This window comes from Chondromyces apiculatus DSM 436, from assembly GCF_000601485.1.
Taxonomy (GTDB): domain Bacteria; phylum Myxococcota_A; class Polyangia; order Polyangiales; family Polyangiaceae; genus Chondromyces; species Chondromyces apiculatus.
Genome location: NZ_ASRX01000062.1, coordinates 59521 through 78261 on the forward strand (window position 1 = coordinate 59521; position 18741 = coordinate 78261).

Genomic DNA, 18741 nt, shown 5'->3' on the forward strand with positions numbered 1-18741 from the left:
TGGAGCGCTTTTGCCGTGGTGGTTGGCGTGCTCAGCCGCCGCCTTGCTGCTTCATGGCGGCCTCGATCACGTCAGCGAGCAGGACCCGGGCGAGGGAGAAGTAGACGACGATCCCGAGCACGTCGACCAGGCTGGCGATGAACGGCGTGGAGCTGGTGGCCGGGTCGAGGCCCACGCGGCGCAGGAGGAGCGGGAGCATCGCGCCGACCACGCAGCCCATGATCACGATGACCACGAGCGTGGCGCCGATGGTGAGCACGAACGGGAGCGAGTCGCCCCAGGCCCATACGCGAACCATGCCGATGGTGGCGAGGATGAGGCCGAGGACCAGGCCCTGGGCCAGCTCGCGCGGCAGGACGCGCCACCAGTCGCCCGGACGGATGTCGCCCATGGCGAGCCCGCGGATGATCAGGGTGGACGACTGCGAGCCCGAGTTGCCGCCGGCAGAGATGAGGAGGGGGACGTAGTAGGAGAGCGTGGAGACGGCAGCGATCACGTGATCGTAGCGGCGCAGCACCGAGCCGGTGAAGAACTCTCCCACGAAGAGGACCGCCAGCCAGAAGGCGCGCTTCTGGATGAAGGTCCAGAAGCCGGTGCGGAAATAGCTCTCTTCGATGGGCTCCACGGCGCCGAGGCGCTGGACGTCCTCGGTCTGCTCCTGGGTGAGCACGTCCATCACGTCGTCGACCGTGATGACGCCGAGGAGCTTTCGATCCGCCGAGAGCACCGGCAGGGCGAGGAAGTCGTACTTGGCCATGGCCCGCGCGACCTCTTCCTGGTCGGTCTCGGGGCCGACGGAGAACACCTTCTCGGTGAGCACCTCCGAGAGCTCCTCGGTCGGCGAGGCCAGGAGCAGGTCGCGCAAGGAGACGACGCCGAGCAGGCAGTGGTCCGCGTCGACCACGTAGACGTAGTAGACGGTCTCGGCATCCTCTCCAACCGCGCGGATACGCTCGATGACATCGGAGACGCGGAGGTCGAGGCGCACCGAGATGTAGTCGGTGGTCATGAGACCACCGGCGCTGTCCTCGGGCCACCTGGCGAGTTCCTCGACCTCGGCTGCCGCCTCCGGATCGACCTTCTCGAGCGTCTCGAGGAGGGTGTCGCCGACGGGTTCGGGCAACGCCTCGATCAGGTCCGTCCGCTCATCGGCGGCCATCTCGGAGACGATCGAGGCGATCTGCTCGACGCCCATCTCCTCGACGAGGGCCTCTTGCGTCTCCTCGTCGAGGCGCTCGAAGACGGGCGCGGCGTCTTCGGCCTTGAGCGACTTGAGGACCTGCGCCGCCTCGGTGTCGTCGAGGAGGGTGAGCAGGTCGGCGAGATCTTCCTCGTGGATCTCCTCGAGCAGCGCGCCAAGCTGGCCGGGATCCTCCTGGAGGAGCTGACGGACCTCCGGGACCATGGCCACCGCAACGCGCATCATCGCGGCGCCTAACACCACATCTCGGCGCAGCGGGGAAGGGTGATCGCCTCGATTTTCGCTTCCGCTAGGGGGCTCTACAGGGCGGGGCGAGCTTTCGGTCGTGAGGGCCCCACGGGACTTGAGCGCCTGTCCGTCGAAGTGTCTACCAAGTTGGCAGGGCCGCAATCGAATTGACGCCTGGCAGGGGCTGGGTGATGGAAAAACGGTGGTGCTGGCAGCGGCACCGTCTTTGCTCCAGCCAGACGACGCTTGCGGGCAGAGGCCGTCGATCCGTAGCATTCTTGCTGCACAAGGCAGCAGCGCTACCGGGCTTCGGCTCACAACGTTAGGGCTAGCGGGCTGACCGAGAGGAGATGTCGGAGATGACGCGGAACAGACCTCAGCGGAGTCGAGGCCGGCTGGGCGCAGCCGGGCTCGCGGTGGGGGCCATGGCGGTCCTCGGTGCGACGGGCGCATTCGGGTGCCTGCAGCGCCCGGTCGAGCCGGTTGAACCCCGGACGACGAGCACCATCATCGAGCGGATCAATCAGAGCGGCGTCGACAAGATCGACATCCTGCTCGCCATCGACAATTCGCAGTCCATGGCCGACAAGCAGGCGATCCTCGCGCTCGCCGTGCCCGACCTGATCAAGGGTCTGGTGAACCCTCCCTGCATCAACCCCGACAATCCCAGTGATCAGCAGTCGGTGGCGACGCCGACGACCGATTGCCCCGAGGGTTATGAGCGTGAGTTCGAGCCGGTCCTCGACGTGCACATCGGCATCATCAGCTCCAGCATCGGCGGCTACGGCGGCGACGCATGCACGGAGTCCGGTTCTGCGTCGAACAACGACAAGGGTCGCCTGCTCGCCCGGTCCAGCGCCGACGCAGGCTCCGATCTCGTGGAGAACACCTACCAAGGGAAAGGCTTCCTCGCCTGGGACCCTGATCAGAAGAAGGACACTGGCGCTACTGCCAAGCCAGGGGTCGCGGACCCAGGCGACGGCGAGGCCGATCTGGACGCGGACTCCGAACTGGACCTCAACGCGACGGCGCTGATCCCGGTCCTCACGGACATGGTCATCGGTGTTGGCCAGGAAGGTTGCGGCTACGAGGCGGCGCTCGAGAGCTGGTACCGCTTCCTCGTCGACCCGGAGCCCTCCACGTCGCTCGTGAAAGAGGGCACCAACATCGTCCCCCAGGGCCTGGACCAGGATCTGCTGAAGCAGCGCGCCGACTTCCTGAGGCCTGACTCGCTGCTGGCGATCATCCTCCTGAGCGACGAGAACGACTGCTCCATCCGCGAGGGCAGCCAGTACTACCTCGCCGCGACGTACGGCAACAACTACCACCTGCCTCGCGCGCGCACCGAGTGCGCCACGGATCCGAACAACGAATGCTGCTTCTCCTGCGCGCAGACCAAGGAAGGATGCGAGCCGGATCCGAACTGCTTCGCGAGCGGGTCCTCGAACCCGCTGCCGGTCGCGGCCGAACAGGATCACCCGAACCTGCGTTGCTTCGATCAGAAGCGGCGGTTCGGCATCGACTTCCTCTACCCCATGAGCCGCTACACGAACGCCCTGAAAAACCAGCAGGTCCCGAACCGCAAGGGCGAACTCGTTCCGAACCCGATCTTCAGCGATCTGACGGGCGGAGTGGGAAACATCCGCGACGCCGGGCTCGTGTTCTTCGCGGGCATCGTCGGCGTGCCCTGGCAGGACATCGCACGCAATCCGGGCAATCTGTCGGAAGGCTTCAAGACCGCCGAGGAGCTGAGCGCGCCGGTCGGCAGCCTGGGGAGCACCTGGGAAGCGATCCTCGGCGATCCCGACAAGTTCATCCAGCCGGCGGATCCTTTCATGCGGGAGAGCGTCATCCCCCGCGACGGAACCAACCCGATCACCGGCGATGCCATCGTCGTTACGGACGCTGCCACGGCCCAGCAGGAGAGCGTCTACAACGCCATCAACGGGACGGAGTGGAAGCCCAACGTGGCGAACAGCGATCTGCAGTTCGCCTGCATCTTCAAGCTGCCGGAGCCGGTGGATTGCTCGACCAACGCGCCTGGCTGCGACTGCGCCAAGAGTCCGGACATCCCGCTCTGCAGCGGGGTGACGCAGAACTATGCGAAAGCCTACCCCGGCCTGCGCGAGCTGCAGCTCATCAAGAGCGTGGGTTCTCAGGGCATCGTCGGCTCGGTGTGCCCGGCGCAGCTCTCCAACAACCAGGGGTCGGACTTCGGCTACCGCCCTGCCATCGGCGCCATCATCGATCGTCTGAAGCAGGTCCTCGGAGGGCAGTGCTTGCCCAGGTCGCTGGTGCCGAACAAAGAGAAGCAGGTCTCTTGCCTGATCATCGAGGCGCGCAACTCGCAGGGGCAGTGCAGCTGCGATGAGGCCACGGGGCGTGGCCCGATCTCCGACGTGAATCGCCAGGCGGAGTCCGAGATTCGCAACGACCCGTCGGCTCAAGCGTCGGGCTGGGACTGCTTCTGCGAGATCAAGCAGCTCGCCAAGGAGCCCCTCGAGGCTTGCCAGAACACGGTGGGCGACGACGTGCAGGATCCGCAGGGGAACAAGGTGAACGGCTGGTGCTACATCGACGGCACGACCTCGCCGCCTCTCGGAGCGCCGGAACTCGTGGCCAGTTGTGCGCAGACCCAGCGCCGCTTGATCCGCTTCGTCGGCGACGCGGATTCGGCTGCGGGCGCGACGACGTTCATCACCTGCGCTGGAGAGCCCGGTACGGCTGGCGGGGACTGATCCCGTAGGTCGCTGAAGTAAAGGGGAGGCTCGACCCGAGAGGTCGGGCCTCTTCTGTTTTGTAGCCTCGCAGTAGCAGCCTGGCTGTGCTGGATCGGCTGACCCGATCGAGGAGACAGCATCGGCTGTCGGTTGTGGTAAGAGGAGAGCCGTTGGCGCGGAAGAAAATCCTCATCATCGAAGATGAGCCGCACATCGTGCTCGGCCTGAGCGATGCCCTCGAATTCGAGGGCTTCGCCGTGGTCTCGGCGGCCCGGGGAAAGGACGGCATCCTGCTCGCGCGGCAGGAGAAGCCGGATGCGATCCTGCTCGACCTGATGCTCCCGGACACCAACGGCTTCAAGGTGTGCGAGGAGCTGCGGCGATGGGATCGGTTCGTGCCGATCATCATGCTCACGGCTCGAGGCCAGGAGGTCGACAAGATCCGCGGCCTCGACTCGGGCGCCGACGACTACGTGACCAAGCCCTTCAGCGTGGGAGAGCTGATCGCGCGGATGCGCGCGATCTTGCGGCGGGCCGCACGACCCACGGAGGCAAGCCCTGAAGTGTTTGCCGTCGGTGAGGTGACGGTGAACATGACCGCGCATACCGTGGCTCAGGGATCCCGGTGCGAGCAGCTCTCGTTCTACGAGGTGGAGCTCTTGCGTCTGCTGCACGAGCGGCTCGGGCAGCCCGTGTCGCGCGAAGAGATCCTCCAGAAGATCTGGGGGGTCGAGGCGGGGCCGTCCAACAGGACCGTCGACAACTTCATCGTGAAGCTTCGCAAGAAGATCGAGCGGTCGCCCGACAAGCCCGAGCACATCCTCACGGTCTACGGCTTCGGTTACAAGCTGGCGCCGTGATCAAGGCCCTCTCCTGGGCAGCACGTTGCGCGGGTCACAGGGAAAAGAAACTGCAGCTTCCAGGAGCCGCCTGGGGTCGGGCGGCTCGAGGCGGGCTCCCTCGCGGAGCTGTCGGACTTCGAGGCGTAGATGCACCTGACCGGGACTGCCGGTGTCGCCCGTGAATCCGAGGGTATCTCCGGTGCGGAGGCGCGCCCCGGAGGTGACGCCGGCACCAGGCCGGTCGAGGTGTCCGTACAGGAGGAGATAGCGCTGGATCCCATCGGCTTCGCGGACCCGGTGCACCACGCCGATCGTGATGCCGTGGACGTCTCCCACGAAGGCCACCTCTGCTTCTCCCTCCTGTTCGTCGAGGGACAGCACGAAGACCGGCTCACCCTGTGCGGCAGCGAGGTCCACCACGCCTGGCGTGGGGCTACCCTGAGAAGAGAACTCGAAGCTGCCGAGCAATGCTGGTGAGCCGTCCGGTGGGCCGATGGGGAACCGGTAGGCTTCCGGTCCGGCGGGGCGGTCGGGGCGACGGGGGATGTGGCCCTGACTTTCCCCTCCTCGGGCGCTCTGAAGGGCAGGCGTCGCGCTCGCTGCAGGCAAAGGGATGCAGGCGTCGCTCTCCGGCAAGGTGTGTGGAGGACAGAGCGCCGCGCGGCCAGGGATCGGTGGGGAGGGGGACAGGAGGGCGCGCTGGGTGCGTGCGGCAGCCGACGGGGCGAGGACCGAGGGCGCTGCAGGAGGCTCCTGCACTTTCAGGCTACTCAGAGCGAACACGACGGCAGCGCCAGCAGCGCCTCGGATCAGCGGATGCATGCCTCGGGCGTCAGCCTACCCGGTCCCTGCGCCTGGCGCCGCGCCCGGCAGTGCTCTGGGCGCGGAAAGGGGCGGACGTCATCGATGCTGGACGGAATACCAGCACCGAAGAACTGCCCAGCTTGCGAAAGGTCCGGCCACTTGATAGCTCCTGTTCGTGCCGAATCGCCAAGCCATTGAGACCACCCTGGGCAAGCTGTTTGACGCCGAACGGACCGTGCGCAAGCTCCACGACGAGCTGGCGATGCTGCCGCCGGATCAAACCCTCGATGTGCTGCTGAATGCGGTCCAGGCAGCGAAGGCAGAGCAGGACGAGGATGAGGCCGTCCTGAGGCTCGTCCGCCTGTCGTCGCTGCTGGGCGAGCATGAAGGTCCGCGGGCGGTGGATGCCCTCGTCGACGTGCTCGCGTCGGAGCACCCGGAGGCGCGCCGCGCTGCTGGAGAGGAGCTGGAGGGGCTCGCCTACGACCGTTTCAAGGAGGTGGCGCAAGGCGTCGAGCGTGCACTCGCGCGGCTGCCCGCAGGGTCGCCTGCCCTGTACGAGCTGCCCTACCTCATTGCCGAGGTTCCGGAGCCTGGCGTGACCAAGCTGCTGGCGATGTTCCTCAAGCACTCGGATGCCGACGCGGTGTCTGCAGCCATCGAGGCTCTGGTGGAGATCGGTGACCCAGGCAGCGCCGCGCTGCTGCGACCCCTCGTGGGCGACAAGCGCACCGTGGAGATGGAGGACGACAGCTCGGACGCGACCTCGGACGTCACCCTGGGTGAGCTGGCCGAAGAGGCGCTGGGGATGCTCTCTCCGTACGAGGATGATGAGGAGGAGGAGCGCTCGTGATGTTCGGGCCACAGCTCTCGGCGGCGGATGCCGTGGCCCTCGAAGATGTGGTGGTGCCGCGTTATCTGTCGCAGTTCGCCTCTCTGCTGCTCGACATGATGCTGCCGTACGATGCGGCACGCGTCGTCAACCTGGGGTGCTGGCACGGCTACCCCGACGCGCTGGTGGCGGAGAAGATGCCGGGCGGGAAGCTCGTCGGCGTCACCTCCTCCGCCGCCGTGCTGGAAGCAGCGCGCGCGAAGGCTGCGGGCATGCCCGGCATGCAGACCAGCTATGTGGTGCACGAGGGGGCGCTGCCCGTCCCGCTCCCGGAAGATGGCTTCACGCATGCCTTCTCCTTGCACCCCACCTGCAGGCGAGGAGAGAGGCAGGCCCTCACCTCGGAGCTTCGTCGCCTCCTGGTGCCCGGTGGTCAGGCAATGATCGCGCTCCCGCTTCGCGGCTCGTTCGCAGAGCTGAGTGACATGGGCCGCGAGTGTGCGCTGAAGCAGGATCTGACGAGCCTGAACGCGGCGCTCGATGCAGCATCTGCAGCGCGGCCGACGCCCGAGACGATCGTTCAGGAGTTCGAGGCTGCCGGGTTGACGGACATCGACGTCGACGTGCAGCTCGTTTCCGTTTCCTTCGGCAGCGGGCGAGAGTTCCTCGAAGACCCCGTGGCCCGTCTGGCGGTGATGCCCGAACTCGTGGCGATGATCGACGTGGAGGACGCTGTCTCCGGGACACTCGTCCGGTACATCCACGAGGCTGTGTCCAAGTACTGGTCGGAAGGGGCCTTCGAGCTGACCGTGAACGTCGGCTGCGCGAGTGGCCGCTGCCCTTAGCGCTCGTGGTCTTTGGCGCTGTGGTCCGGGCCGCCGCCGCTCAGATCGAGGTCGTCGAGCCCGGCGAGGGTAGCCAGCGAGAGCGGATGGTACGGCGGGCGCGGGGTGATTGGCTTCTGCACGTCTCCGCCCCGCTCGGCGATGAGTCGAGCACAGAGCGCGAGGCACCATTTCCCCTGGCACCAGCCGGTCCCGAAGCCCGTGTATCGCTTGATCGACTCGATATCCAGGTAGCCTCGGGCCATGGCGGCGTCGAGCTCGTGCAGCGTGACGTCCTCACAGCGGCAGACCAGGGTTTTCATCCGGTCATCCCCCTTCGTATTCGCAGCGGGCTTCGCAGGTCTCGAACACTGTGACCCGGCACAGCCCAGGCAGGGAAGGCGTCAGTTGCTCCCAGATCCAGTGGGCGATGATCTCGCTCGTGGGGTTCTCCAGGCCGGGGACCTCGTTCAGGTAGTGGTGGTCCAGCTTCTCGTGAAGCGGCGCCCAGGCCTTTTCGAGATCGTAAAAATCGATGACCCAGCCAGTCTCTTCGCGTACGCGACCTTCGATGGCGATTTCCACGCGAAAGCTGTGTCCGTGCAGACGTTCGCACCTGTGCCCTCGGGGCACTTTGGGGAGGCGGTGCGCTGCCTCGAAGCGAAACTCGTGCACGAGCCTGGTATTCATCTGAAAAATCTCCGGGCCCGCGAGTCGGCCAGGGTCTGCTCAAAGCAGACCACAGGTCGGGACGCAAGGGCAGCAGCTCAGTGTTGGCCTGCGGGGCCGGAGCCGCTATATAGCGCGCATGCCTCAGAAACCGGCCGTTCGAGCCAAGCAAAAGCGACGTGCAACGCGACGCCTTGAGAAGTGGCGTACGAAGAAGGAAGAGCAGTTCTCCCAGCAGGCGGCTGTACCCCAGTCCGACGCTGCCAAGCCCCAGAGCTAGGCGCTACGTGTCCGGAGTGCTGGAGCCTTTGGTTCCTGCACTCCCGACGGTTGCCACAGCATCCCCCTCGCGGAGAGCGTCTCGCCAAAGAGCCGGGACGAGCTGGCGAGGGCGGTGTGCTCGCTGCTAGCTGCCTGCCAGATCGTCAGGCGTGACGACGTACACGCCCTCGGTCTCTGTTTCTTCCTCGGGAGAGTCCTCTTCGGGGAGCGAGGGAGTGCCTCGGCTCTTGCGTCGCAAAGCCCGGACGCTTGCGACTTCGGCGCGCGAGGGGTTGATCACCAGGAACCCGTGCTCTGCGTCGAGCAGCGCAACATCTCCTGGTGACGCCCAGCGAAAGCCGCCCACCACATCCACGATCGAGGGGATGCCCAGCAGCTTCAAGAGCACCCGCGAGCGCGCTCCTGCGCGTTCCGTGAGGGCCACTCCGACTGGCTGTGCCCTCGCCGAGATGAGCAGGTCGAACACGGTGAGCTGGTCACCGATCAGCACCGCCTTCGACGGAAGCTCGGCGCGTGCATCTGGGGAGGCCAGCATCACGAGCGCATCGCAGAGATCCTCGATGTCACGGGCGCGCTCTTGCAAGAAGGGGTCTCCCACCATGCCGTTGGCGGCACGCGCCACCTCGCGCGCGACGGCGTTGAGCGCTTGCGCGACGGTGTGGCCGCTGGCGACGAGCTCGAAGGCGCGCTCCTTCAGCCGCTGGTCGGCGAGCATCACCATGTAGGTCGAGAGGAAGGACGCCTCCTTGCCGAGGCCCTGCTGGGTGGCGCGCGAGAAGAGATCGCCGAGGGCACGCTCCGCGATGTCGAAGGCATTCCGCAGGAGCTTTCTGTCGCTGTGCTCGGGCCTCGTGCCCAGCGTGGATGTCGCCGGCCGACGCAGGGCTGCGATGGCGCCGAGGGCCCTGCCCGAGACGACGGGCATTCCAGGCAGCGTCACCTTGCGGGTCCCCCCGGCATTGCGCTGGCGCCTGTCCCTGAACTCGTCGATCAGGTGGGCATGGCGAATCGCCACGGCGATCGGGGCCGTCAACGCGGCGAGCAGCTCGATGTCACGCTGCTTGAAGGCCGTGCTCCCGGCGCGCTGCACCACGATGGCACCCAGGGGTCGCCCGTTGCCAACGATGGGCGCCGCGAGGAAGACGGGGAACCGATCCTCGTCGAGCTCCGGGAAACCTCGGTAACGCTCGTGCTCCGGCGCGTGCACGACCGAGATGGGGCGCAGGTGTTCGACGGCCGTCCAGGTGATCCCCTGACCGATGTCGAGGCGCACCGTGCCGCGCGCATGCCGCGGGAACCCCACGTTGCCGCGCATCACCAGCTGATCTCCGTCGCCTTCCAGCAGGTAGAGCGACGCCACATCCGCGCCGAGGATGGACGCGATGCGTCGCGGCGCCTCGTCGAGCAGCAACGAAAGCGGTATTGGCTTGGCAACGAAGCCGACGAAATCGAGCACATGGTCCAGACGCGCATGACCACGCTCGTGGATCGTGGCGGTCGGAAGGTGCGCGACGTCCGGCCGGCGCGGTGTCGACCTGCTGGCGATCGGCCCACCGTGCGGCGTGTCGAGCAGGGCGGGGGCCTCCGCCACCCGAGGGGGCGGGGGTGGTCTGGAGGGAGCGCGCGGAGCCATGAGACCATGGCTAGCATAGCTGTGCCGTGGAGCGCATCAGCGCCCGGTTCAGCGCGGACGCAGATCGACCGGCCCGTCAAGGGGTGGTCGTTGCATCTGTCCGAGCGCAGAGCGGCGGGCATGCGGAAGCTGGTGGAGCACGGCCTCGAGGAGATGGCCGTCGCCATCTCCTCCGACTGCTGAGATCAGCGCCATCCAGGGCTTGAGCAGATCACCGATCCTCTCGGCCAGGGAGGGCACGACGTGTACGACACGCGCAGGCGGCGGCAGCATCAGCGCTCGCGGGTCTGGATCCAGACCCACGCCATGATGGCACCCTTCCCACCAGGTGCCGATGGTCTCGATGGTCGCGCGGTAGAGCGAGATCTCCGAGCGGGTAGCGTCATCGAGGGGTCCTCGGGGAACCTTCCCTCCCGCGCGATCGAGTTCCTGATGCAAGGCACGGGCAAGGCTCTCCGCGCGCAGTGACGGACCTTCGACGAGGACCACGCGGGGGGACAGGCAGCCTCTCTGGTCGAAAGGAACCACATCGTCTGCGATGGCGCGGGCAGCCTCCGCGACATCTGCCGCCGCATCGACCACGGCAATGCCCATCCCGGTCCCGTGTCCACGCACGACGACACCCGGCCCCGCCTTTTCGGCCAGCAAGGCCACCGTCGCGTCGGTTCCGTAGACGTGCAACTCGTCACCCGGCAACCCTGGCAAGGCGGGCGTCTGCACGATCTCGATGCTCCCCTGGAACCGCGCGTCGTCGAGGAGCGCCCTCGCGACCAGCTCCGCGACGACCGGATCTCGCCGCGAGGGACGTGCACTCACCCGCGGGGCTGTCGCCGTGGCGACGGCGAGCGCCCGGAGCGCGGCGGTGCACACGTTGGCGGAGAGCACCACCTGGCAGCGAGGTGCCTGCGCGGTCGTCGACAGCAGCGACCGCAGGTGGGTATCGGTGGCGTGTGTCTCCAGGTGAGCGGTGAGGGCGAGCTCCACACCTTCCGGCGAGAGACCGCTTGTCGCTGGCAGCCGCTGCCGTGCCTCCACGCCCAGCGGATCCGAAGGGTCGGCGATTCGCTGCGCGGCTGTGAGCACGCACTCCAGGCGCGCGCGGCGCGCCGCCTCCCCGATCATCAAGAGCTGCCCCCGAGCATCTCATCGAGGGCGAGTGAGCAACCGCGGGGAGTCGCTCCAGGGGCGCGACCCAGGAGCTCGATGGAGGCGCCGGTGACGCGCACGCGATCCGCCGTTTGTATGGCCACTGCCGAGTCGACGTTCGCGAGATCGACGATGCGCGCGAGTCCGAGCTCGCCCTCTGGCAGTGCTGCGAGGGTCACTGGATCGACGGCGGTGACGCGCATCCAGGGGGGTGGGAGGTAGATTCCTGGCGCGGCATGCCCATCCCGGAGCGAGGCCGCCAGCGTCTCTTCGTACATCTGGCTGGACAGCTCGGTCATCCCGTACTCGCCGATCACGTGCGGCTCGGGGATGCCGAAGAGCGACGCGATCTCGGCCCGGAGGGTACTGGCCTCGACCTCGCGAGAGCGCCCCTTGAACCCACCGGTCTGCATCACCCTGCTGCCTTCTGGGAGGCGTGTGCTCCCCTTCGGGCACGACTCCAGAAGGTGGACGAAGGCAAAGGAGGTCCCCAGGACGAGCACTGGCTCGCCAGCCTCCCATGCTTCACCACAAGCACGCCCGACACTCTCGCTGTCCAGCTCAGCGCGGGACCCGTGCGCGCGGAAGTGCCAGCTCGCGTGGCCTCCCAGGTGGGTCGCGAAACGGTCGAGCATGAAGCTCAGAGAAGAGTCGGGGGCATCCGAGAGCGGCGGTGCCAGCACCATCACCCGCATCGCCTTCCTGTCGGGCCACATCATCTTCGCGCCCCAGGTGAGCGCTGCGATCTCGTAGGTCGCAGCGGTACGAAGCGGGTGCTCTCCACGCGCATTCGGTCCGAGCGAGGTTCCACTGGTACGGAACACCCATGCATCCGCTTCACGCGGGTGTACCGCCACCCGCGTGAAGCGAAAGGCATCCGTGGGGACCGCGGGGATGTGGGCGGCCGTGGCGATGACCTCAGCGAGCGTCCCGCGGGCCTGGAACAACCGCCTCACGGGCGCGCAGTATGCCGCCTGGTAGCGCGCGATCTCCGTCGCCAGGGTGTCGAAGTCATCCTGTGCGACCATGGAGCCGCCACCCGTGGCGGCGATGAAGTCCTGAACCCTTGCATGGAGCGCGTCGCTCTCCTCTAGCCATCCCACGGGGGCTAGATAGCACGCTGGGCCGAACCGCTGGAGAAGGGCTCGTCCGAGTGCGGTACCGATCCACGCCCGAGCGTGCCCATCGTCTGTGACCTGGGTTCCCCGAGCGCTACGCCAGGCCGTCGTGCGTCACGCGAGATGCGCCTGGTCCTGCAGAACGTGCTGAAGTGCCATCGTCGCGCCCGAGAGCAGTGCCTCCGGTATCCCGAGGGCAGGGGTGAAGGTGAGCACTTCGCCCTGGGTTCCTCCGGTGAGTACCAGGTAGCCCTGGTCCAGCATGCCTCGCATGACGCGCAGCCCGAGAGCTGCAGATTCCAGCTCGACGCCGACCATCAGACCCACGCCGCGCACGTCCACCACGGATGGACAACTTGAGAGCGCGGTGCGCAGCTCCTCGACCCAGCGCGCTCCCACTGCCTGGGCCCGCGCAGGGAGCGCGCCATCCTGGAGCGCATCGAGCACGGCCAGCGCCGCTGCACACGCGAGTGGCGATCCCGAGTGCGTGGAGGTGTGGATGACCTCGATGCCGGCAGACCAGGACGCCATGATGGCCTCCGGCGCGATGCACGCGGAGATCGGCAGCCCTCCCCCGAGACCCTTCCCGAAGCAAAGGATGTCGACGGCAGCGCCGAGAGCGATCGAGCGGGCCATCGCACCCGTGCGACCCAGCCCGGTCCAGATCTCATCGGCGATGACCAGAGCGCCGTGCCGATGGGCCACCTCGCAAGCTCCGTGCAGGAACGCATCGGGCGGCACCACGCAGCCACCGCGACCGAGGAGGGGCTCGAGCACCACGGCACCGATCTCTCCGCCGCGCAGCGAGCGCTCCATCATGTCGAGTGTGCGCGCCGTCCCGGCCTCGTCGTCTGGACCACGCGGGTAAGGGGCGAAGACCACATGCGGATTGAGCTGCGCCTGGAACGGAGACCGGTAGCTCTCCCGCAAACCGCACGCGGGAAGGGGCGCATAACCAAGGCCATGGTACGCCCCTTCGAAGGCGAGCAGCCCCGGACGACCTGTGGCGAGTGCGGCTGTCTTGATCGCCGCGGTCACACCATCGCTGCCGCTCTGGCCCAGCAGGACCTTCGGGGCTTGCCCCGGGTGCAGCGAGGCCAGCCGCTCCAGCAATCCGATCTTCGTATCCGCCGAGTACACGTCACCAAGCGCCAGCGCGAGCCTACCCAGCTGCGCTTCCACGGCGTGCTGCACAGGAGGCGGCGTGTGCCCGAGGAGCAGGGCACCGAACCCGGCGCACAGGTCGACGTAGCGGTTCCCGTCGACGTCGTTGACGTTGGCACCTCGCCCGCTGGAGAGGACGATGGGCAGCATCTCTGCCCCCGTGATGCTGGCGCGACTATCTCGCCGACGTCCGAAGGCAGGACACTCCACCTGCTCGAGCCGCAGCGCCGCGGCGCGCGACAGAGGTCCGGGCGGGGGCACGACGACCTGGGGAGGTAGATCTCCCGGAGCATCCGCTGTGGGTCGCGGGAGCTCGGTGCTCTGCATGGTCTTCCTGAGGTGCGGGAGCGGGGGCGCTGGGTGGGCTCAGGAGCAGACCCGGTTTCGCCCGTTGTGTTTCGCCTCGTAGAGCTTCTCGTCCGACCGTTTGATGAGATCGCTCGCGCCGCGGTCGGACTCCAGCAACGTGGCCACGCCAATGCTGATCGTCACCCGGATGCTGTCCGCCTGGAACACGAAGAGGTGCTCGGCGACCTTCTGCCGCAGGGTCTCTGCCAGCGCGACGGCGCCTTCCTGGGTGGTCTCCGGCAGGATGATCGCGAACTCCTCGCCTCCGTACCGGGCGAAGACTTCATCACGACGGATTCTGGACTGCACCACCCGCGCGACCTCCTTCAGCACGAAGTCACCGGCGAGGTGGCCATGCACGTCGTTGATACGCTTGAAGTGGTCGATGTCGAAGAGCAGTGCCGCGAGCTCGCGGGTGTGGCGACGGCCGCGGATGATCTCCCGCTCGAGTGCCTCGAGGAGGTACCGCTTGTTGTAGATCTGGGTGAGACCATCGATGATGGTCATGCGGTAGATCTCTTCGTGGTACTGGGCCTCCACGTCGGCACCGGAGAGGAACTTGAAGATCGTCGGACCGATCTTCACCCGGTCACCGTTCTTGAGGACCACCTCCCGGGAGATCTGCTCGTCGTTGCAGTAGGTTCCGTTGGTGCTCCCGTCATCGACGATGAGCCAGGCCTGCTGGTTGGGACGGTTCTCGAAATGAGCGTGTCTCCGGGACACGGAGTCGCCATCGAGCACGATCTGGTTGTCGGCTCCGCGCCCTACCCGGGTGGGGTTGTGCTCGAGCACGAACCGCTTTCCCAGCAGCGTCGGCTCTTTGGTGTAAATGACGACGAGGCAATCGGTGGACTGCGTCTTGCCGCCGCCAGGTGGTGCGGGCTGGACCACCTGCGTTACACGAGTCTTTTCGTCGAAGTCGCTCACGCGCTCTCAGCCCGAGCCTGAACCCTGGTGCGATCGATTCTTCCTCATTCCGAGGCTCGTTGCATAGGACTGGCCGGGACAGGATCCTGAGGACGGATCCGGAAGGGCTCGAAATGAACCAGATCGCCTAATGCCTCAGCGTACCGATACGCCCTGACCTACGTCAAGGCGCCCTCCCCTCATGACGCTGCGTTCGGTGCTTCCTTCGCCTTCCAGTACCGACAGCAGCGCACGTTGCCTTCTACGAGGCCCCGCCCGAACCCTCCCCCCTTCACCTACCCTGGCGACCACCCTGACGACGACCGCTCCCGACTTTCGAGGACACCGAGGAGCTTTGCAAGGGCCGGGCAGTTGCCTGGTTGGTGCCCTCAGCCACATCTACCCGTGGATTCATCATGAATTTCACCATGATCGAGAGAACCACGGATCTGTGTCTGTAAGTGGTCCGGAGGATGTAGTGACCAGGGCACCCTGTACGCCAGGTCTCCCCGGCGCATGAGGCCATACGGGATGGTAGACGGACTGCCCCGCTGAGCTGCTCCTGGACGTGCAGCGGGGGTCTAGGTCCCTGACTGCAGGGTGGCGCGCAGCGCTCCGCTCTGAAAGACCCACATCTCGCCCGGGCGGCCCTGGTTCCAGGCCTCGTTGCGCGTGAGGGGCGCGGTGGCCACCACCGCTACCCGGTCGTTCGGGGTCGTCACCTTGGCAAAATCGATCTCCACGTCGTCATCGGACAGGTGGGCGATCCCGAAGGGAGCCTTGCGGACGATGTAGCTGAGGCGTGTCGCGCATCGCGCGAAGAGATGCCTGCCGTCTCCAAGGAGGAAGTTGAAGCTGCCGTCCCGACCGAGAACCCCTCCGACCTTCGCGACCGCTTCCCAGAGATCCCGCGGGCTGCGCGGATACGTGGGGAAGGTGGTCCGCAGCGTCTCGAGCAGGTAGCAGAAGGCATACTCGCTGTCGGTCGTACCGATGGGATGGAAGCGACCGAGCTTGCGCCGACGCACGTTGCGAAGCGTCCCGTTGTGCGCAAAGACCCAGTGACGCCCCCAGAGCTCGCGGATGAAAGGGTGGGTGTTTGCCAGCGAGATCGGCCCTCGGGTGCGGCGGCGAACGTGGCCGATGGCGAGGACCGTCTTGATGGGGTTCTCACCGAGGAAACGCGCGAGGGGGCTATGCCAGGCAGCCCCTGGATCGAGGAACACGCGCGCGGCTCGCCCCTCGTAGAACGCGAGACCCCACCCGTCTGCGTGAGGACCCGTGTTTCCCCCTCGCTGACGGAGACCGGTGAACGAGAAAACGATGTCGGTGGGGACGTTGCAGTCCATGCCGAGGAGTTCGCACATCGTCGACACTCCTCCGTACACCACTTCGAGCGGAGTACGCTACGCCAGAGCTGCTTCAGGTGCGTGGCTGCGGGATGCCGTTCTCTCTCTTCTCCGGGCTCCGCGGGCCGCCGGAGAGAATCGCGCGAGCCACCTCCGTCGCCTGACGGATGCAGTCCGGGATGCCGATCCCATCGAACGCTGCTCCTGCGAAGTGGAGCCCAGGGTGACGCGCAACGTGCCGCCGGAGCACGCCGAGCCGCTCCGTATGCCCCACCAGAGGCTGGGCGCTGGCCCGGTCGAACCGGAAGGTTCTTGAGAGGAGCGGACGTGCAGTGACGCCGAGCAGCGTCCGTAGCTCCTCGCAGGCGAGGGCGATGAGTTCTTCATCGGAGTTTGCGAGCACGTGAGGGTCGCGGTGCCCGCCCAGGAAGACACGAAGCAACGCTGCGTCGTCCGGCGCGCGACCGGGCCACTTGCTCGAGGCGAAGGTGAGCGCGAGGGCACGTCGTCCCTCGGGGCGCGGAATGATGGCACCCACGGCGTCGAGCGGATGGGGGACGTCGCTGCGCCGGTAGCCGAGCAGCACGGTGGCCGTGGACTCGTAGGGCATCAGGCGGAGCGCCGCCGCGATGTCCAGGTCCAGACCACTCACCGCATCCGCCGCGGCGTAGGCCGGCAGGGCGACCACCACCTCGTCAGCGGGAACGGGCTCGGCGCGACCGCCGACGCGCACCAGGTAGCGAGGGCCGGGGTCCTCCGCGGAGAGCTCCGGCGTGGCCCCTGGACCTGCCCCATGCACCCCGGCCGCGCGCGTGATGGCCTCGATGCGAGACCCCGTGAGGATCCGGCCTCCCGCGCGCTCGACGCGCCTCGCGAGCACGTCGACGAGCTCCCCGACCCCACCGAGCAAGGAGTGGAACGCGCTCGCGGATCCACGCTCCGGGCCGCTCTCGCGTGCTCGCCGCAGCGCGAGCGCCCCGAGGATCATGCTCCCGTGCTTCTTCTCCATGGCCGCGAGCTGGGGGAACGTGGACCGAATGCTCAGCGACTCCACGTCGCCCGCGTAGATGCCGCCGAGCAAAGGCTCTGCGAGCTGCTCCACCGCCTCTTCTCCGAGCCGGCGGCGGATGAAGCTGCCGATCGACTCGTCCTCCTCGGCACGGCGGCGTGGCAACAGGAGATCCATCCCCATCCGCGCCTTGGCCGACCAGGAGAGGAGGGGCGTCCCCGCGAAGGGCAGCACCCGGGTGGGCACGGTGAGCACCAGCCCCTCGGGCATCGCGTGAAGCTTCCCTTGCCTCGGGAGGTAGACGCGCCGGTTGCGCCCCACGGTGTCGACCAGCCGGTCCCCGAGCCCCAGCTCACGGCACAGGTCGGAGGCGTGGGGCTTCGCGACCACCCACGCGTCCGGGCCGCCGTCGAGCACGAACCCTCCGGTGCGCTCGGTGCGGATGTTCCCTCCCAGCGTGGGTCGCGCTTCCAGCAGCGTGACCTCCACGGCGGGTGACTCCCCGGAGCGCGCCGCTGCGAGCAGCCGGTAGGCCACGGTCAACCCGGTGATCCCCCCGCCAGCGATGACCACCTTGCGCACGGTCACGCGGGCGCACCTCCGGCAGCGTGCAGCTCCGCGGTGGGGATGGAGTGGACGAGGTCGACCATCGCCTTCACGTTGTCGACCGGCGTCTCCGGAATGATGCCGTGCCCCAGGTTGAAGATGTGGCCTGGCCTTCCGGCGGCCTCCGCGAGCACCGCGCGTGCGCGACGCTCGGCCACCTCGCGCGGCGCGCACAGCAGCAAGGGGTCCAGGTTCCCTTGCACGGCGCGATCATGACCGACACGCTGCCACGCCTGGGAGAGCGGCGTGCGCCAGTCGACGCCGATCACCGTACCTCCGGCGTCGCGCTGCTCCTCCAGCAGGCTCGCCGTGTTGGTCCCGAAATGGATCACCGGCACGCCAGTCGTCTCCAGATCGCGGAGGATGTACCGCACGTGGGGCGCGACATGCTCCCGGTAGTCCTGGATGGACAGCGATCCCACCCATGAATCGAAGAGTTGCACGGCCTGGGCCCCTGCCTCCACCTGTGCCCGCAGGAACAGCCGGACCACCTCCGAGATCTTGCCCATCAGGAGCGTCCACGACTCGGGATCGCTCCACATGAGCTGCTTCGTGAGGCGGTAGTCACTCGACTTGCCCCCTTCGATCAGATAGCTGGCGATGGTGAATGGCGCCCCGGCGAAGCCGATGAGCGGGGTCTTCCCGTCGAGCTCCCTGCGGATCAACCGCACCGCCTGCAGCACGTGACCCAGGCCTTCCTCGGGCTCGAAGACCCGCAGCCGCTCGATCGCGCCTCGATCGCGCACCGGCGCGTGAATGACCGGCCCCTCTCCCTTGGCGAACTCGAAGGGCGCTCCCATCGGCTCCAGGGGCAGCAGGATGTCGGCAAAGAGAATCGCTGCATCCATGCCCATCCGCAGCGGCTGGAGCGTCACCTCGAGCGCAAGCTCAGGGGTCCTGCAGATGTCGAGGAGCGTGTACTTCTGCCGGAGTGCACGGTACTCGGCCATGTAACGGCCTGCCTGACGCATGAACCAGACCGGCGTGACATCGGTGGGCTCGCGCCGGCAGGCGCGCAGGAAGCGATCGTGCATGGAAGCTTTCTTGAGCGTGCAGCCGC

General features: G+C 67.2%; 16 protein-coding genes. 4 read left to right on the forward strand and 12 right to left on the reverse strand.

The genetic code is table 11. The features are described 5' to 3' along the window. Positions 1-31 precede the first annotated feature (31 nt). Positions 32-1426 (reverse strand): magnesium transporter, encoded by a 1395-nt coding sequence (mgtE, locus tag CAP_RS31935; RefSeq protein WP_044247784.1) that lies wholly within the window; start codon positions 1424-1426, stop codon positions 32-34. A gap of 428 nt (positions 1427-1854) precedes the next feature. Between mgtE and CAP_RS31940 the strand changes: the two genes are divergently transcribed. Together CAP_RS31940 and CAP_RS31945 are read left to right on the forward strand one after the other, a co-directional pair. Next, the gene (locus tag CAP_RS31940) at positions 1855-4167 is read left to right on the forward strand and encodes a hypothetical protein (protein WP_156041326.1); all 2313 of its coding nucleotides are present in this window, start codon (positions 1855-1857) and stop codon (positions 4165-4167) included. 152 nt (positions 4168-4319) lie between these two features. After that, positions 4320-5009 (forward strand): response regulator transcription factor, encoded by a 690-nt coding sequence (locus tag CAP_RS31945; RefSeq protein ID WP_044247785.1) that lies wholly within the window; start codon positions 4320-4322, stop codon positions 5007-5009. Here CAP_RS31945 and CAP_RS49000 read toward each other — a convergent pair whose 3' ends face one another. Further along, a complete protein-coding gene (locus tag CAP_RS49000; protein WP_081865484.1) occupies positions 5010-5813 on the reverse strand; it encodes a M23 family metallopeptidase in 804 nt (267 codons plus the stop codon). 157 nt (positions 5814-5970) lie between these two features. Between CAP_RS49000 and CAP_RS31955 the strand changes: the two genes are divergently transcribed. Continuing rightward, positions 5971-6648 carry a HEAT repeat domain-containing protein gene (locus tag CAP_RS31955; RefSeq protein ID WP_044247788.1) on the forward strand — a complete coding sequence of 226 codons (678 nt, stop codon included), beginning with the start codon at positions 5971-5973 and terminating at the stop codon, positions 6646-6648. After that, the gene (locus tag CAP_RS31960; protein ID WP_044247790.1) at positions 6648-7472 is read left to right on the forward strand and encodes a class I SAM-dependent methyltransferase; all 825 of its coding nucleotides are present in this window, start codon (positions 6648-6650) and stop codon (positions 7470-7472) included. The genes CAP_RS31955 and CAP_RS31960 overlap by 1 nt, the downstream gene beginning before the upstream one ends. Here the strand turns inward: CAP_RS31960 and CAP_RS31965 are convergent. The 10 genes from CAP_RS31965 to hemE form a co-directional block, all read right to left on the reverse strand. Next, positions 7469-7774 (reverse strand): (2Fe-2S)-binding protein, encoded by a 306-nt coding sequence (locus CAP_RS31965; protein ID WP_044247791.1) that lies wholly within the window; start codon positions 7772-7774, stop codon positions 7469-7471. The two genes, CAP_RS31960 and CAP_RS31965, sit on opposite strands and share 4 nt — an antisense overlap. Positions 7775-7778: 4 nt before the next feature. Then, entirely contained in the window at positions 7779-8141 is a 363-nt protein-coding gene (gene queD / locus CAP_RS31970) for a 6-carboxytetrahydropterin synthase QueD (protein ID WP_044247793.1), read from the reverse strand. Positions 8142-8526: 385 nt separating this feature from the next. Next, a complete protein-coding gene (locus CAP_RS31975; RefSeq protein WP_081865485.1) occupies positions 8527-10035 on the reverse strand; it encodes a GAF domain-containing protein in 1509 nt (502 codons plus the stop codon). Positions 10036-10083: 48 nt separating this feature from the next. Continuing rightward, the gene (locus CAP_RS31980) at positions 10084-11157 is read right to left on the reverse strand and encodes an acyl-CoA reductase (protein WP_044247794.1); all 1074 of its coding nucleotides are present in this window, start codon (positions 11155-11157) and stop codon (positions 10084-10086) included. Then, entirely contained in the window at positions 11157-12284 is a 1128-nt protein-coding gene (locus CAP_RS31985; RefSeq protein WP_052376410.1) for a LuxE/PaaK family acyltransferase, read from the reverse strand. Before CAP_RS31985 ends, CAP_RS31980 begins: the two co-directional genes overlap by 1 nt. Positions 12285-12413: 129 nt before the next feature. Next, positions 12414-13790 (reverse strand): aspartate aminotransferase family protein, encoded by a 1377-nt coding sequence (locus CAP_RS31990; RefSeq protein ID WP_044247795.1) that lies wholly within the window; start codon positions 13788-13790, stop codon positions 12414-12416. Positions 13791-13829: 39 nt separating this feature from the next. Beyond that, positions 13830-14702, reverse strand: coding sequence for a GGDEF domain-containing protein (locus CAP_RS31995; protein WP_231511802.1), 873 nt, complete (start codon positions 14700-14702; stop codon positions 13830-13832). Positions 14703-15298: 596 nt separating this feature from the next. Further along, the gene (locus CAP_RS32000) at positions 15299-16084 is read right to left on the reverse strand and encodes a class II glutamine amidotransferase (protein ID WP_044247797.1); all 786 of its coding nucleotides are present in this window, start codon (positions 16082-16084) and stop codon (positions 15299-15301) included. 55 nt (positions 16085-16139) lie between these two features. Continuing rightward, on the reverse strand, positions 16140-17663 hold the full coding sequence (hemG, locus tag CAP_RS32005) for a protoporphyrinogen oxidase (RefSeq protein WP_052376411.1): 1524 nt from the start codon (positions 17661-17663) through the stop codon (positions 16140-16142). Continuing rightward, complete coding sequence (gene hemE / locus CAP_RS32010; RefSeq protein WP_044247798.1) at positions 17660-18715, reverse strand: uroporphyrinogen decarboxylase; 1056 nt, start codon at positions 18713-18715, stop codon at positions 17660-17662. Before hemE ends, hemG begins: the two co-directional genes overlap by 4 nt. Positions 18716-18741 lie beyond the last annotated feature (26 nt).